The organism is Aeromonas sp. QDB68, assembly GCF_027707405.1.
Lineage (GTDB): Bacteria > Pseudomonadota > Gammaproteobacteria > Enterobacterales > Aeromonadaceae > Aeromonas > Aeromonas caviae.
In genome coordinates, this window is record NZ_JAPCIQ010000040.1 from 1 (window position 1) to 16,551 (window position 16,551).

The following is a 16,551-nucleotide window of genomic DNA, read 5'->3' on the forward strand; positions in this document are numbered from 1 at the left end:
TGCCGATGTGGAGCGGGTGATGTCACTTTGTAGCCGAGATTGGATAAAACTGACCTAATGTTTAATCCGATTGGTATAATTTAGCTGACAATGGGCGCAAGCAAGCGATAGCCAGCGCGGTCCCAAAAAAGGCAACCAGACCAGACGTTTCCATTTTGTTTCATCCCTTGAAATTATCAGGTTCGTCATTTGGAACGACCTGCTTATAATTTGCCTGACGGCAGCCAGCACTTATTTAATGACAAAATTGACCGTAACAACCCAGATAGGAACCGATTCAAAAAAGCAATAAATTGGCTACCGCCCCTGAGTTACAGCTCCCAGTGTGCTCGCAGTCCACATATTGTTAAGTTTGCCAAAGATTTATGACCGTTCTGATCCTGTACACCTTTGCAAACAAGACAGCGAGACGCTAGTTATGCTTACTTTATGGTTATAACCATGATCATGTTGAGCCTATTAAGCGCAAGAAGATACAAGATTAATTTTGAATCGGCGCGGCGATTTTACCTATGCTTTGCTCAAAAGGGTAGTCAATCTGGTCTAATCAGTTTTTGATCGTTCAAAAAACAACCAGAAATTAAATTGAAAAGATGTCTGATGAGGCGCGTAATAATAGAACATCATTGATTTTCCATATAAAAATCGATGTTGTGTGTAGGAAGTGGAACCACATTGTCTGTTGGCAGATCACGTTGTTTAGCAAGCCAGACCAGGTCACAGATACCGTCTGTTGGTTCGAACGCAGCAGGGGCGTGCATCAGAATGTCGCGTACTTTCTGTTGATCAAAGTGGTGACAGGCGTCATCCAGCGAGGCCAGCAAGGGACGCAGCCTTGACCAGGGGAGCCAGCATTCTTGCGCCACCATGATTCTGGGATGTTCTGTACCTCTAGCATCATCCCCAATCAACAATTCCTCATAGAGTTTTTCACCTGGCCGCAACCCCGTTACCTCAATAGCAATGTCGCCATCGGGCCGAAGTTCATCGCGAAGCGTCAGGCCGCTAAGACGGATCATACGTTTTGCAAGCTCCATGATCCGGACTGGCTGCCCCATATCGAGCACAAAAACATCGCCCCCCTCCCCCATCGCGCCCGCCTGGATAACCAACTGGGCCGCCTCCGGTATTGTCATGAAGTAGCGTATGATATCGGGATGAGTCAGAGTAATAGGCCCACCTTTGTCTATCTGTTGTCTGAACAGTGGCACCACTGAGCCGGAAGATCCGAGCACATTACCAAAGCGCACCATACAAAAACGGGTTTTGTGCTTTTCACGGGTCAAGGCTTGCAGGATGAGCTCGGCCAAGCGCTTGCTGGCCCCCATGGTGTTGGTTGGGCGTACAGCTTTGTCAGTGGATATCAGTACAAAGGTTTCAACTTCCGCTTCAATGGCTGCTTGAGCAGCATAAAGAGTGCCAAATACATTATTGCGTACCCCTTCTATGATATTGAACTCGACCAAGGGCACATGCTTGTAAGCGGCAGTATGGTAGATAGTCTGGATCCGAAAGCTCTGCATCACCGTCTTGAGGCGGTGCTGGCGCTGCACCGAGCCCAGTAACGGAGCCAGCTCTGTTTCAATTCCCTCACGTTCGCACTGTTCACGCAAGTTTTTGTGCAAGACATAGAGGGCGTATTCAGACAGTTCGAACAGAACCAAGGTGGATGGCCGGCACCGCAAGATCTGGCGACAGAGCTCCGATCCAATGGAGCCCCCAGCCCCCGTCACCATGACCGCTTTGCCTGTGATGTTGGCTTCCATCAATGTCGCCACCGGCTCTACCGGGTCTCTACCCAACAGATCGTCGATGGATACTTCATTAAGCTGATCAATACGGGCAGAGCCATTGACCAGATCGGCCATACCCGGGATAGACAGCACTTCACAAGATAGTGGCTCTAGTGCATTGATCACTTCCTGACGACGAGCACTGGTGCTGCTTGGCATGGCTAACAGGATCTTCTTCACCCCATGGTAATCAATCAGGGTGGGGAGCTGAGCACTGTTGTACACGGTACATCCCTGAATAACGCACCCTTGTTTGGCTGGATCATCATCCACAAAGGCAACTGGGTAAAACTCATTGCCTTGCAACAAAGCCACTTGCAACTGCCGCCCCGAGGAACCCGCACCGTAGATCAGAACCTGTGTACGCGCCAAACGAGTAGTATTCAACAGTGCCCGAAAGAACAACCGCACACCACCGACCATCAACACCAAAAATGAGAGATAGATGACCGATACGGTTCTGGGCAGGAAGATATCGAAGTAAAACGCAGAGATAACAAAAAAGCTCGTTGAAACAAATGCACCTAATGAGATTGTCCAGAGCACTCGAAAGCTAACATATCGCAAGATTGCACGATACAAACCCAGCCGAACAAAGACACTAATGCTTAGAACAATAATCGCACACAAAAGGGCCCAATGACGGGGGCTTGCGATTGGCCAGCTATGTTCAAGCCTGATCCAATATGCCCCCCAATATGCCATGGTAATCAACAATGTATCTACTGCGACAGATATTGCTCGCTTGCTGGCTCGTGACAAGGAACCAAGGCATGTAAGTAACCAGATACCCCCCGGCAAAAAATCTGTGCTCATTCAGGTACTCCAGCCTTTAGGTAAAATGCGAGATAAGTTAGCGGTAAGTAGGCAATAATCAGACCCAACACGCCATCGAGCCACCCCACAACAATCATGGCAGCAATCGGTGCAAGCCAAAGCACATTAATGAAGAGGACCATCAGTGTCACGTTACGATGACTTTTCCAGTGCCTTGCAGCATATTGAAATGCGTGAGTTCGATGAGCTTCACTCAGGCGGCATTTGAGACGATAGCGGTTCAGTAAAGTCCAGGTAGCATCAACGACAAAGACGCCGAGCATGACAAGCCACGCCCACAGGAATTGGGGAACGAAAGTTGCATCAAGCAACATCAGGGATGCGAACATCATACCAAGGAAGCCACTGCCCCCATCTCCCATGAAGATCTTGGCCGGTGGAAAATTCCAGCACAAAAAGCCCGCAGCAGAAGCCCCCAGCAACAGGGTCAAACTCGCAAACGGCCACTCACTTCCTAAAAGGTAATGCAGTAATGCCATGACAACACAAACCGTCACGGCCTCACCGGCAGCCAGGCCATCGATGCCATCCATGAAGTTGTAAAGATTGATAAACCAGATCACACCTAACCATGCCAGCGCATAACCAAACCAGGCAAGATTTAGCTGCCACCCAAAGAAAGTCAGCTCTGGCAATCCATCAACAGCTACTACAACCAATGCAGCAGAAAGACTCTGGACAATTAAACGAGTTTTTGGCTCAAGAGACAGGTGATCATCGATAAAACCAACTAGTGCGATGCCCAGTGCTGCAATCCATATCAATAGCAAGCTTCCATATGATACCCCATACAAATCCGACACCTGGCTCACGACGAGAAAAGGAGAAGCCAACAGAAATGTAGCGACAATCGCCATGCCTCCACCTCTCGGCGTAGGTATATGATGTGAGCTGCGATGATTGGGTTGGTCAAGAAGACGGCTCTGACCGTAGCGCTTAAGTAAGCCTGTCATGATAGTGGAGAAAAACAAACATAAAACTAGAAGTAACGGAAATGTCAGCATCACAAACTACTCATTTTTGGAAGATGCCATCAGGGATAAAGCCTGAGAAAACGTATAAGGAGCTGACCATTGTAGCTGCCTCTGAGCCTTGCCTGTATCCATTTCTAGAGAGCCATAAATCCGCTGCAATTTGGCATCAATCCCAAAGCAACGGCCAATCCCTCTTACCAGAATTGATGGAATATAAAACAGTCGAGAAGGGACACCTTCAGCATCAGCAATAGTTATCAGCATTTCAGATGTCGAAACAGGAACTGGATCTGCGACCAAAAAAATCTGATTCACGGTAGCAGGATGATCTATTGCACGAGCAATGAAATCGCATAAATTGGGTAATGCCAATAAACTCCGTGCATTTTTCAAGCGGGCAAAGGGGAGTGGAAAACCGGTATGCACCATCTTTAACATGCTGGCAAAATTAGCCTTCACACCCTTACCATAAATAAGAGGAGGCCGGATAATGGTGACAGCCATACCACACTTCTTAGCAAGTGCCATCAGCCCTTGCTCTGCATCATATTTTGAGCGGCCATAAGGGTCTTGTGGTGGATTCTGGACATGTTCATCAAACGGCTTACCGGGCTCAGTCTGCTCACCATTTACTTTAATCGAGCTAATAAATATGAAGCGCTTAACACCAGCATCTGCGGCCTGGTTTGCGAGATTTAATGTGCCAATTGTGTTTACCGCTCGAAACGCTGTTAGAGGATCTGCTTCCTTATCAGACATCACATGTACCCTGGCGGCACAGTGAATGACAACATCCACTTGTTGTAATTGGGTTGTCCAGTTTGCATCTGCTGTCAAAGAGGGAGCGTTGATGTGATACGAAGCAAGCGGGTGACTTCGCACCGCACCTTTCACATTCACACCCAGACTCAGCAGGTGTTCACAGACCGCCTTGCCAACAAATCCGTTGGCGCCTGTTACCAAGACTGTACTTTTGATATCTGACATTACCACCAACGCCAACCGTGAATATTGAAGAAAGTCACCATAGAGCGCCCAAACATCCAGATATGCCGCCAACCTTTGCGCGATGCATGACCACCATGGTGCACTACCTTGACCTGTGGAACATATGCAATTTTACTTAATTTCCCTGCCCGAAGACTGATATCAAAATCTTCAAAATAGAGAAAAAACCGGGAGTCAAAGCCCTTTAATTTATGCAAGACATCCGAACGAAACAGCATAAAGCAGCCACTGACAATAAAAGGGTCCCACAGTACATCTTGGCCATTGAGCTGTTCGGACATTTCATACCTGGATAACCGACCATGGAATATTCTTTTTATCCGTCGAGGTGCAAAACCACGCAGAATAAGATCCAACACAGTCGGATAACGCTTGCACAGGCGCTGGACAACGCCCCCATCCCATGTTGCATAGGGGGTAAGCAAGCCACACTTAGGGTGTTTTTCCATGAAGACGATAGCATTTTCCAGCGCATCCTCGGCAAGTTCTATATCCGGATTCAAAATCAGATGATAGTCATCATCGTGACCTAACGAAAGATTATGGGCAGCGCCAAAGCCAGCATTATGCCCAGACCTTACCAACTCGAATGAGCCATGCCAAAATTGATTGACCCAGGCTTGGCTAAATTGCTCAGATACCCGCTGCGTATTGTCTATCAGTTTCAGACTCGCGCTAATCCCGGCCCATTCGACTGCCTTATGTAAAGAGACAAGCGTTCGGGATAACAGCTCCAAGTCTGGATGATAAGTAACTAAAGAAATTGTCAACATTTTACTTATGCACCAGCAGGACCTGTTCCGATCCATCCCTTGTTCACCAGAAACGTGACGATCTCTTGAGCACAGGCATCTGCTCTCAGATTGACAGTATTGACAATGATGTCGGGGTTATTAGGAATATCATAGTTGGAATCTATACCAGTGAAACTTTTAATAGCCCCATCCCTTGCCTTACGATATAACCCCTTTGGATCACGAGCCTCACACGTTGACAGCGATGCATCGACGTAAATCTCGATCATTCGCTCGCCCAAGCGAGCTTTTGCTAAAGTACGATCCTCTGCAAAGGGAGATATAAACGCGGTTTGCACAAGTAAACCTGCATCCGACATCAACGATGCAACCTCAATAACACGCCGAATGTTTTCTACACGGTCAGCATCACTGAAGCCAAGATCTCCATTGAGGCCATGGCGAACATTATCACCATCAAGTAAAAAACTGTGACATCCTATCTTGTACAACTTTTCATCGACCAAGTTGGCAATCGTCGATTTTCCTGAACCGCTCAACCCTGTGTACCACAATACGGCTGGCCGCTGATGCTTTTGTTCCGCACGCTGAGCTGCCGTTATCTTATGATGATGCCAGGTAATATCATTGCTCATAGAAAACCCTGCCTAAAATGGGAAGATGAGAGGAACAAGACATACAATCGCGACCAAATACAATATCGATAGCGGCAAGCCCAGTCTGATATAATCACCAAGCCCGTATTCACCGGCGCGAAATGCCATCAGATTAGTCTGGTAAGCATATGGATTAATAAAACTACAGCTGGATGCATAAGCGACCACCATTACAAAAGGCAATGGAGAAACATCCAGCCCTTGTGCAACAGCGAGGGCAACAGGCGTCATCATTGCGGCTGTGGCGTTGTTGGTGACCAACTCGGTTACGCACCAAGTAACAAGCAATACTCCTATAAGGGCAACATAGGGTGACACATCTTGCAGTGCAACCTTAACATGACTCGATACGTAGCCCATCAAACCACTTCCCTCCATTGCCTTCGCCAGAGCTAATGCCGCCATAACGATCAGCCAGAGGCCAAATGGGAATCGCCGGCGCAGCTCATTAAGTGTTAATACTCCCGTCGATAACAATAATCCAAAATAACAGATCATCGCCTTGAGAAGAGACACCCAACCTAACGCAGAGAGTGTGATAGCCAATACAAAACCACCTATCATTAGCCATTCAGTTAATGGCTTGAATGCGATGGTTGGTTTAGCGCCACGAATAATGAGAAAGTTTTTGGCCAAATTATTCCGATTGGAGAAGTCAAGACCCGTCGCTAATACAAGAAAATCACCACCTTGTAGCGTCTTTTCACCCAATGAGCCAGACAGGGTTTCTCCATTGCGTCGCATTGCAACAACGGCGGCATCAAATTTCGCCCTAAATTCAGTGTCTTTAAGCTTACACCCAGATAGCTGTGAGTCAGGTAAGACAAGGACTTCTGTTAACTCATCACCCTGTATACCGTGACGCTCAGCGTAGTTATCAAGCCCCGAAAAACGTGAGAGAAGGCCAACGGCTGTTGGATCACCTGAAAATAACAAGGTATCACCGGCCTCTAATCTATCTCCAGGAGCAACGGGGCACAAAGAACTGCCCCTTCTGATAATCTCAACGAGAAACAGCCGTTGAAGATGCCGTAACCCCGCTTGTTCCACAGTTTTGCCTATCATTGAGGAGTTATCCGAAACTCTTGCCTCTAACAGATAGGGCATTAAGGCATCATTATCGAGTTTATCATTCGGCAATAGATTACGTGCAATCCATAGCCAGGCCAGGCCTAACGCAGCGGCGATCACTCCAACCGGGAAAAAATCCAGCAGATGTAACCCCTCTAACCCAGCATCCAGCATCATAGTATTAACAATTAAGTTGGTTGAAGTACCAACTAATGTCAGCATGCCTCCCATTGAAACCGCGTAAGTCATCGGTAAGATAAGACGACGACCCGAGTGCTGTTGGGACGCTCGCAAGGGTCCCAACAAAATAGACACTATTGCCGTATTATTAAGAAAGGCAGAACTCATCAGAGCAGATAGCATAACGCGCCACCAACTTCCGGTAAAACCTCTGGCCAACATCCAGCTAGTGATACGCTGTAGCCAAAAAGTCCGCTCAAGTACGAATGCGGTACAAAGCAATAACACCAGCGTCACAAGACCTTGATTTGCTGCACTGGCGATCAAGTCATCACTACTAATCGCACCGGAAATATAAAGCACGAGTAAAGTACAGCCAAATATCTTTTCCGCTCTATGGTGCCAATAAGCCAATGCCACTAGGGTGATGATGAAGATAAGCAAAACCCATAATGCTTCAGATGTCATAGTAGCTCACGGATATTTTTCGCATCCCAGTGTGGGAAGTGTTTCCTGATCAGCGCATTTAACTCCAACTCAAACTCGCTGAATTTAGAGTCTTGCCAAAATTCCGCAGACGGGATTTCACTGATCATACCTGCGCCTAATGTGGCGTTCGATATCCTGTCGACGATGATAAATGAACCCGTTTTATGGCTCTCCTGGTAAAGATCGACAGGTATAGATTGAGTAAATTTTATCTTACAGTGCGCAATTTCATTAAGCCGAAGGTGAGCCGCTGCATGATGTGAAAAGTCATTAACATCAACGCGGTAGTCAATTGACTCCACAGAACCTGTTAAGACCCGAGTCCCGATTCTAATCTCATACTGTTGATGGGGTTGTAATGGCTGCTCATGTAACCATACGAGCATGCCACTCACATGAGACACATTCTCCCATTTTTCATCATTGGACACGATGACATCACCACGACTGATATCTATGTCGTCATTGAGTGTCAAGGTAATGGCCTGCCCCGTTTCAGCAGAAGGAAGGTCTCCATCAAAAGTCACAATACGTTCGACCTTGCTTTCTTTTCCTGATGGCCAAACGCGCACCAAATCCCCTACTCGAACAACGCCACGAGCGACGGTGCCACAATAACCTCTGAATTCTCCATCGGGGCGATTCACGTATTGCACCGGGAAACGCAAAGCGCCATTCACTGGCGGATTCACCTCAACGGTCTCCAAAAAAGTCAGCAAGGTTTCGCCCTGATACCAGGGCATCACCAAGCTTCTTTCTACCACGTTGTCACCACGCAATGCAGATAGAGGGATAAACTGAGGCTCTACAAAGTTGAGATCTTTGGTGAAGGTCATGAAGTCATAGCATATTGTCTCAAAGCATTCCTGCTTATACTCAACCAAATCCATTTTATTGACAGCAACAATAATATGTTTGATTCCGAGCAACGAACAGATATAGCTATGGCGTCGAGTCTGGGGCTTGACACCCGACCTGGCATCAATGAGTATGATGGCCAAGTCACAGTGTGAGGCACCAGTAGCCATATTACGCGTATATTGTTCATGGCCCGGAGTATCGGCGATGATAAACTTGCGCTTGTCGGTAGAGAAATAGCGATAAGCCACATCAATCGTTATTCCCTGCTCGCGTTCGGCCTGAAGCCCATCGACTAACAGAGCCAGATCCACTTCTTGGTCTGTAGTATTAAATTTACGAGAATCTCGTTGCAGGGCCGCCAGTTGATCATCGTAGATCAACTTTGAGTCGTGCAACAATCGGCCTATCAAGCTACTCTTGCCATCGTCGACACTACCGCAAGTCAGAAACCGTAACTGTGATTTCTGCTCGTTCGATGTCAAATATGCATCAAAGTCGCTGTTCATCAACTCTTTAGCCATTCTAGAAATATCCTTCCATCTTCTTCTTTTCCATCGAAGCGGACTGATCCGAATCTATTAAACGTCCTTGCCGCTCCGATGTTCTCGCCTGAAGCATCTCAGCAATGATAGCGGGTAGCGTGTCTGCATTTGACTCAAATGCACCTGTCAGTGGGTAGCAACCCAGAGTGCGAAAACGCACCGTTTTCATCTGCGGCGTTTCCCCAGGGAGAAGGCGCATTCTGTCGTCATCCACCATGATAAGGGTTCCTCCTCGCTCCACAACCGGGCGGGGAGCCGAAAAATAGAGAGGAACTATCTCAATCTTCTCGCGATAGATATACTGCCAAATATCTTGCTCTGTCCAGTTCGATAAGGGAAAGACGCGGATACTTTCACCCGGATGAATACGTGTATTATAAATATCCCAAAGTTCCGGGCGTTGATTCTTTGGATCCCAACGATGCTGGTCATCACGAAATGAGAACACTCGCTCTTTGGCGCGACTTTTTTCCTCGTCACGACGAGCACCACCAAATGCAGCATCGAACTTGTATTTATTGAGTGCCTGCTTAAGCGCTTCAGTTTTCATTATGTCGGTGTAAGAAGAGCCATGGTCAAATGGATTAATTCCTTTATCCTTTGCCTCCTTGTTGGTGTGAACCAACAAGGTGAATCCATACTGGGCTGCCATCCGGTCACGAAACTCAATCATCTCGCGAAACTTCCATCCGGTGTCCACATGTAACAATGGGAAAGGGATTTTTCCTGGATAGAAGGCTTTGCGTGCCAGATGAAGTAACACGGAAGAATCTTTGCCAATAGAGTAGAGCATCACTGGATGCTCAAACAGGGCAACGACCTCACGGAAAATGGTGATTGCTTCGTTTTCCAACAGGTCAAGACTATTTTCCATTACTGAAGCTCCACATCAAGACTTAACGATAACCACGATACCATTGAATTTCACTTCCTGGTATATCAAGGCACACGCTTTAAATGCATTAATAATTTCGTGATGAGAGCCGTGAGCATATAATACAGCATGGCCATCACGAATCTCTTGGCAAGCATTCTCTACATCGCCACTCGCCGAAAGCATGTCAATATCAACATCCTTATGCATGTAGTTATCAAGATAATATTTGTAATAGGCTTCATTGGGTGACCAAGATGCAAAAATCTTATACTTTGAAACACCATAACCATCTGATATAAATTTCGCAGCTTCTTTGTACTCTTCTTTTTCATATACATTAGCCTGACTATCTGCTGGGGGGGAAAGCCAGGAGATAAGAAAAGCCACGAGTATGAGTACTGTTTTTCTTTCTGTCAGGTTAGACAGTGCATGAAACAAAAGATAGATGCACCAAGGAATGATGAAGATAAAGTGGCGTGGATGGAGAATTCCTGATTTTTTGCAGACAAAGGCCAACACAGCGATTGACAGTAAGATAGCGATGACAATGTATTGCTCAGTGTGCTTTTTTTTCAAAAAAACATAGGCGGCAGATAGTGCAATGGCAACAATCCCCCAGCCAAAATAACCATACATTATAGTCAACATTGAGCTCAGGGACTGAGTGTATGATAATTGAGACCACGCAACGCCACCCTTCGCGGTGAAAAGAAGACTGTGATATGAAAGATATATCCAGAGCACAACAAAAGGCACTGGAATTGCCAGAAGCCAATAACGCCTTCTTTTTATATCATCCCACGCAATGGAGAGGTAAATGATACCAATAAACACCGCCATATAATAATGGGTTAAAAATGACGCTGTCGCTAAAGCATAAAATGTATACCGCCAAACACTCTCATTACCATGCCCAGTTTTCACTTTGGTAAATGCCAAGAGACAGAGAGTGGAAAGCATCATGAAAAACATATAGCTTCTGGCTTGCGTCACATAACTTTGAGTTACGGGGAGCCATAACAAAAGCAACGCGGTGGCGATAATAGACAGTTCTGTTTTGTTTTTTAGCTTCGATCGACATGCGGTCAAAATAAATAAAATCGCTAACATAATGATAGCGACATTAAAACCACGTAGTGAATATTCTGAATCACCGAAGAGCGATGCCCACGCTTTGAGGGAAAGATCATACATGGGTGGATGTTGCTCACCGGCCTTCACGGTCAGAAAGCTGTCCTCCATCTCAATCTGAAGCACTGTCTTTCGCTCATATTGAGTATCAAAAACAGGATGGTAGCGAATTACGGAAGCGGTGAATAACTCGTCGGACCAAAAGCCTCGCTCGTTGAGAATGGGTATCATTTTCCATATGGCGCATATCATGACCAGTACATAAAATATGACCAGGCTAGTGCTGTTATCATCCCAAAGACGCCGCATTCTTATTGTCATTCAACGGATACCCCTATTTATGGTCCGTTCTGCATGCAGGTCTCTAACCGCGAATACAAAACGGACCGTTACCACAAGTCTTCAATATACGGGGTGAACGATCTCCTCTATCGGCTGGCTCAGATAGCCACTGCATATCTTGGTTTCGCTCACTCCCGCACTATCTCACCATTACACCGAATTACTTAACAATCTCATGTATCGGTCTTCTGCTCAGAAAACGCTTAATCGCTCTTTGTAGTCGGAAGGGAATAAGACGCGCCAGGGAGCCAATGAAGGGGCGATTTCGTACCTTCCACAAGAGCTGTAAAAGGCGCTCTTTACGCGACAACAACACGACTGTGGGTGCAAGTGACAACTTTTCACACCATATCTTTGCCAACGTTTCAGCATCGGTTGACTGCGCGACCAGATCAACGCGCAAATATTCACCGGCATAGAAATGCTCACGTAGTTCGATGCTGTCATCATCCTGAACGGTCGCGACAAATGAGGTCAGATCCGCGCCTTGAGCATACGCTCGCCAGAAGGCGGCACAATCGAGCGGCTTAATATCCCAGGGCAATAGCGAAGAGTGAGCTCGCTCCTGTGTGCGTTCGATAAAGGCGCCAAGATCCGGGCAAACGACAGGGTAGCAACGCTCGAGAGCAATGGAGAGCGTATAGCTGTAGGTCTCAGGCCACAGCGCCGGGAACCAGACCACGTGCGGTTTAATGTTATCCAGCTTCTCATCGAGTTGAGACAAGCTATAGGCACCATGGTTCACGATGCCGCGCAAGGGACGATAACCGTAGCCCAGCAAATGGAATTCCACCTTGGCCGGGTCGCACAGCAAGGCTACTTGTTCGAGCAAGTCGGCCCCTTTCTCACGACTCAGGGCCCCCAGGATCAGCACCCGCAAGGGTTCACCCGCTACATGTGTCTGCCGGGGTATTGGGTAATCTTGAGCGTCCGGGTGATATGCCACGACGGCTTTGCCAGAGAGCTCGCTCTCGTTACCATAGAGTCGGCTAAAGCGCTGATAGAGATCACGGCAGGGATAGATGATCCGCTCAGCCCGGGAGAGCAAAGGCAGCACTCCGTTTCGCCACTCCTTGCCAGAGACAGCAATCTGCGCAGCTTGTCGGCATACTTCATCCCACTCCTTGCGCTCATCACTGACAAACTGCCCATAGCTATCCGTCAAGGTGGGATTGCCATTGATCATGTAATAATCATGAATCGTCACATCATATGGCACACCGAGCGAGCTGGGCAGTAGCCAGGCTCGCGGCGATAGCCCCATGACATGATGAAAATGCACACGCCCGACGCCAAGCTCACGCAAGAAAGCCACAAGCAGTTCATATTCGGTGTGGATATTGAAGACAAAGGCATCGCTCTTATCGTCTTCCAGGGCACTGAGATAGAGATTGACGTGCCCTTCTTGCTGGCCCGGGGTCAAACGAAGGAAGTAGGCTTTACCGAGATAGTGAGTGGCCAACTCGGAAACATGTTGAGCCACACCACCACCAAGATGATGGGCGACAGAAAGCACAACAGGAAGACCGCTTTGTACTACAAACTTTATCTTGGCCATCATCCGCGCCAGCTTGGCAGGGTCTTGCCCAATAAAGGCCATCACATCACGGGTATAGTTAGGATGGAGGGCATTTAGTAGCTCAAGTGCTCGAGCCTTGCGAGGATCCCCTTCTTCTTGAAAGCTGACCCCCCCTTTGTGGTACGCAAAAACATTAAGCTGGTGATAATTTTTCCAACCCAGCTTATGGGCACGCTGACACCAGTCATTTTCCTCACCATAGCCCTTACCGAAGGTCTGCTCATCGAAATAACCGACAGCATCGAGACAATCGCGACGGATATACATACAGAAGCCTACTCCCGTCGGTACTTCGACGAGTTCATCTTCAAGAGGCAAGGTAGAGAACAAGCGATCCAATGCATTGACGTCAAGCTCCGCAAAGAGGGCATTATCCTGACAAAAATGAGGAAAGCTGCAGATCGTCGCATTATTGGAAAAAGGTGTAAGGCTAGCGACCCGTTCATGACGATAGGCAGCTAAGCGCATCCGCTCCAGCCAGTCAGAATTAGCGACCTCAACATCACTGTTCAGAAGCAATACATCACGGTCAGGATGGAGAGCCATACCAAAATTGACCGTCCCGACAAACCCCTTGTTTTTCTCATTTTCATAAAGCTCGAATCCCAAGGGGCTGGCCTGCTCACGCAACCATTGGGTCAAGGCTGGCTCGGGGGAACAGTCATTGACGACGATCAGCCTGGCCCAATCGGGCATCCCCGGCAGCAGGGAAAGGATGCACTCCTTGGTCTCGTCAAGACCCCGATAGACAGGAATGATAATATCGAGGGGTTTCATTTCGAACATGAATTTGCTCACAACTTTGTAACAAAACGATTAATAAACCAGTGCAACATCGGATGTGCACGGATGGCATTGAGATGTAACTGCTGCTCTTCAAGAACTTGGCTAATGTCTTCGATACGTTGCTTATATGCATCTATTTCCAAGTTACATTGATTGAGCGCCACATCTCTTTGCTCAACGATACGAATGGCGTATCCATGCGCCTCTCCCTCTTCCTGTAGCTGCTCATTGAGGCGATGGATCTCTGCATCACGAACTCTCAGCGTATCGAGCGCTATCGCATGTTGCTCTCCCAGCACGCCCAACTGCTGCTGCAATAACGCCAGTTGTTCATCACGCTGATCTATGGTGGCCAACGCCAGCGAATGGGATTCTCCCAAGTGCATGGAGGCAACTAATGCGGTATTGAGAGTTCGAAAATCAGTAACAAGTGTCTGCAACCACAGCTCTGCGCTTGCAAGCTCATCACGATAGTGGGCATGCCAGTGTGACCAATCATGCTCAAGGATCTGTTCTCCATGGGCAGCAATCTTGTCCGCCAAAACATTCAGTGAAGTAACGCGGGAATTTTTGCTGCCACGGCTTAATTGCCGCTGCATACTAGGATCGATAAAATCAGCAGACGCGGTAGTAGACAAAGAAAGTTGAAGCTGAATATGCGCTAAAGCTGCACCAGGATTAGCCAGCATAGCCTCATAATCAAGCCAGCAACGAGGCAGGTTACGTGTATAGGCTTCGGCCGAGAACGTATATTCTCCCCAAAGCAGTTGTCCTAGCAACAAGCTCATTTGATCTCGCTTTTGCAGCGAGCGCGCGACCTGATCCATATCGCGATTCATCAGTAAATAACAAGCCTCATCGCCCATGTAGCTCATTGCTTGCTGCCAACATGGCAACAAAACCGACAAGCGGGGATCCTTCAGCCCACATTGTTGCGCATCAGCAAACTCCGGGTGCCTCAAAAAGGCACACATACGACCAAACAGAGCATCACTGGGCCGCCAGCCTTGTTCAAATTGGGTCATTAATGAAAAGGGATCAAACCAAGCAGCACCAAGCTCTTTCAGCAATGCCTCGTTGATAGCAACCAGCTCAGCATGCTCCCAAAAGCCCTTTTCATTTACATCACCCTGTAACTCAATAAAAGAGTCACCAAAAGCAATGCCATTATGAGCAAGTGCGCCAGCAATAGCGCTGGTACCGCTTCTGTGCATACCGAGCACGAGGATCCAACGCCGAGTTTTATTTTCCATCATCCATCACCCCGTTGTAACCCGTGACACTGTTCTGCAGCGAAAGCCCAAATCCACATAGCTGGTTGCTGTCTCGGCTGGATTGGGCAATACCTTGAAGACCAAAGCATCAAGCTTTCGTGCCAGGAACCCGCTATATTCGGGCGTGTCACCATATACACCGGCATTCATAAAATAGGTTCCGGCATTAAGGCAGAGTTTGAACTCGCACTCCACCGTCAGTTTGGTACCGGCACGAAGCGAAACACCACTAGCCTGCTGGGGCGGAGCGCTACTCACACCACCGATTGAAACACCATCAACCCTCTTCACCAAAGTACCGTAGAAAAAGTTATCCACATCATGATGGAGTCCAATCTCGAACCGATAGCGGTAACGATTTCCCTTATGAAGCAGATTTACTCTGAACCCATGTTCATCAAGTAACATGGGATTATCGATAGAGGCCCCGTTCTCGACATAATCAGTACTCTGTGCCACCAACCCTTCAATAAAAAAATCAGGATGGCAAGGATGCTCATGCTGCGGTTCCGATGCAATCTCATCGTCAGAAACAGGTGTTGTGGCAACGGAGGTAGATTGCAGCAATATACTCTGGCGAACCTCATCCCGCTGCTCAGGGCGGGCATAGAGCAACTTCTGATACAACCCGACAGCCTGTTTTGGCTCGCCATCAAACAGCAATTGGCCGTGATCGAGTAGCAAGGCCCGATCGCATAACGACACAACTGACTCTGCCGAATGAGAAACAAAGAGGATGGAGACGCCTTGGCTCTGCATCTCACGCAATCGGGCAAAGCACTTGCGCTGGAACGCTTCATCTCCCACCGCAAGAGCTTCATCGATAATGAGAATGTCAGGTTCTACATGAATCGCAACAGCAAAGGCAAGGCGGACATACATACCACTCGAGTAGGTCTTGACCGGCTGATAGACATGTTCACCTATATCGGCAAACTCCAGTATCGCTGGCAACATAGCCTCGGTCTTGGCACGACTCATCCCGTTGATACTGGCATTAAGATAAATGTTCTCAAGCCCGCTGAATTCTGGATTAAAACCAGCCCCCAGCTCCAGCAATGCAGCAATACGTCCGTGACGAACGATATCGCCACCGGAAGGGGTCAAGGTACCACAGATAAGTTGCAGTAACGTCGATTTACCGGAACCATTTGCCCCCACGATTGCCACCGTCTCTCCTTTGGCAAGGGAAAACGTAATGGGGAGCAGGGCTGGATGATGCGTATAACGGCCACCCCATCCGAGCAGATCCAACAAACGCTGGACAGGTGAAGCAAATACCTTGTAAGTTTTTGACAAGGCATTTATCGACAAACAGCAGGATTTTGTCATCAAAGCAATCCGAATATGAGATAACAAGCAGGCGATTATACGCATCAGATCCTGCTCTGCCAGC

General features: G+C 47.8%; 12 protein-coding genes. All 12 read right to left on the reverse strand.

Annotation, left to right across the window (positions count from 1 at the left end):
* Positions 1-623: 623 nt before the first annotated feature.
* The 12 genes from PG892_RS12820 to PG892_RS12875 all read right to left on the reverse strand — a co-directional run bounded on the left by PG892_RS12820 (position 624) and on the right by PG892_RS12875 (position 16,532).
* Positions 624-2,609 carry a polysaccharide biosynthesis protein gene (locus PG892_RS12820; protein ID WP_270825462.1) on the reverse strand — a complete coding sequence of 662 codons (1,986 nt, stop codon included), beginning with the start codon at positions 2,607-2,609 and terminating at the stop codon, positions 624-626.
* A complete protein-coding gene (locus PG892_RS12825; RefSeq protein WP_270825463.1) occupies positions 2,606-3,487 on the reverse strand; it encodes an MraY family glycosyltransferase in 882 nt (293 codons plus the stop codon). The genes PG892_RS12820 and PG892_RS12825 overlap by 4 nt, the downstream gene beginning before the upstream one ends.
* Positions 3,488-3,640: 153 nt before the next feature.
* Positions 3,641-4,591 carry a UDP-glucose 4-epimerase family protein gene (locus PG892_RS12830; protein ID WP_270825464.1) on the reverse strand — a complete coding sequence of 317 codons (951 nt, stop codon included), beginning with the start codon at positions 4,589-4,591 and terminating at the stop codon, positions 3,641-3,643.
* A complete protein-coding gene (locus tag PG892_RS12835) occupies positions 4,591-5,385 on the reverse strand; it encodes a glycosyltransferase family 2 protein (RefSeq protein ID WP_223916225.1) in 795 nt (264 codons plus the stop codon). Before PG892_RS12835 ends, PG892_RS12830 begins: the two co-directional genes overlap by 1 nt.
* A gap of 5 nt (positions 5,386-5,390) precedes the next feature.
* Complete coding sequence (gene cysC / locus PG892_RS12840; RefSeq protein WP_223916223.1) at positions 5,391-6,002, reverse strand: adenylyl-sulfate kinase; 612 nt, start codon at positions 6,000-6,002, stop codon at positions 5,391-5,393.
* A gap of 12 nt (positions 6,003-6,014) precedes the next feature.
* Positions 6,015-7,742: an SLC13 family permease gene (locus PG892_RS12845; RefSeq protein WP_223916221.1), complete on the reverse strand. Its 1,728-nt coding sequence runs from the start codon at positions 7,740-7,742 to the stop codon at positions 6,015-6,017.
* A complete protein-coding gene (gene cysN / locus PG892_RS12850; protein ID WP_270825465.1) occupies positions 7,739-9,145 on the reverse strand; it encodes a sulfate adenylyltransferase subunit CysN in 1,407 nt (468 codons plus the stop codon). Before cysN ends, PG892_RS12845 begins: the two co-directional genes overlap by 4 nt.
* A 1-nt stretch (position 9,146) precedes the next feature.
* A complete protein-coding gene (gene cysD / locus PG892_RS12855) occupies positions 9,147-10,040 on the reverse strand; it encodes a sulfate adenylyltransferase subunit CysD (RefSeq protein ID WP_005349892.1) in 894 nt (297 codons plus the stop codon).
* 15 nt (positions 10,041-10,055) lie between these two features.
* Complete coding sequence (locus PG892_RS12860; protein WP_270825466.1) at positions 10,056-11,483, reverse strand: glycosyltransferase family 39 protein; 1,428 nt, start codon at positions 11,481-11,483, stop codon at positions 10,056-10,058.
* A 193-nt stretch (positions 11,484-11,676) separates the two neighbouring features.
* Positions 11,677-13,881, reverse strand: a complete 2,205-nt coding sequence (locus PG892_RS12865) for a glycosyltransferase (RefSeq protein WP_223916215.1) — start codon at positions 13,879-13,881, stop codon at positions 11,677-11,679.
* A gap of 8 nt (positions 13,882-13,889) precedes the next feature.
* Complete coding sequence (locus tag PG892_RS12870) at positions 13,890-15,137, reverse strand: sulfotransferase family protein (protein WP_270825467.1); 1,248 nt, start codon at positions 15,135-15,137, stop codon at positions 13,890-13,892.
* Between the two features lie 3 nt (positions 15,138-15,140).
* Positions 15,141-16,532, reverse strand: a complete 1,392-nt coding sequence (locus PG892_RS12875) for an ABC transporter ATP-binding protein (protein WP_270825468.1) — start codon at positions 16,530-16,532, stop codon at positions 15,141-15,143.
* Between the last annotated feature and the right edge of the window lie 19 nt (positions 16,533-16,551).

Excerpts from the sequence above, each read along its gene's own strand:
- PG892_RS12820 (WP_270825462.1), bottom strand. The coding sequence starts at position 2,609 with ATGAGCACAGATTTTTTGCCGGGGGGTATCTGGTTACTTACATGCCTT.
- PG892_RS12825 (WP_270825463.1), bottom strand. The coding sequence starts at position 3,487 with ATGGCGATTGTCGCTACATTTCTGTTGGCTTCTCCTTTTCTCGTCGTG.
- PG892_RS12830 (WP_270825464.1), bottom strand. The coding sequence starts at position 4,591 with ATGTCAGATATCAAAAGTACAGTCTTGGTAACAGGCGCCAACGGATTT.
- PG892_RS12835 (WP_223916225.1), bottom strand. The coding sequence starts at position 5,385 with ATGTTGACAATTTCTTTAGTTACTTATCATCCAGACTTGGAGCTGTTA.
- cysC (WP_223916223.1), bottom strand. The coding sequence starts at position 6,002 with ATGAGCAATGATATTACCTGGCATCATCATAAGATAACGGCAGCTCAG.
- PG892_RS12845 (WP_223916221.1), bottom strand. The coding sequence starts at position 7,742 with ATGACATCTGAAGCATTATGGGTTTTGCTTATCTTCATCATCACCCTA.
- cysN (WP_270825465.1), bottom strand. The coding sequence starts at position 9,145 with ATGGCTAAAGAGTTGATGAACAGCGACTTTGATGCATATTTGACATCG.
- cysD (WP_005349892.1), bottom strand. The coding sequence starts at position 10,040 with ATGGAAAATAGTCTTGACCTGTTGGAAAACGAAGCAATCACCATTTTC.
- PG892_RS12860 (WP_270825466.1), bottom strand. The coding sequence starts at position 11,483 with ATGCGGCGTCTTTGGGATGATAACAGCACTAGCCTGGTCATATTTTAT.
- PG892_RS12865 (WP_223916215.1), bottom strand. The coding sequence starts at position 13,881 with ATGTTCGAAATGAAACCCCTCGATATTATCATTCCTGTCTATCGGGGT.
- PG892_RS12870 (WP_270825467.1), bottom strand. The coding sequence starts at position 15,137 with ATGATGGAAAATAAAACTCGGCGTTGGATCCTCGTGCTCGGTATGCAC.
- PG892_RS12875 (WP_270825468.1), bottom strand. The coding sequence starts at position 16,532 with ATGCGTATAATCGCCTGCTTGTTATCTCATATTCGGATTGCTTTGATG.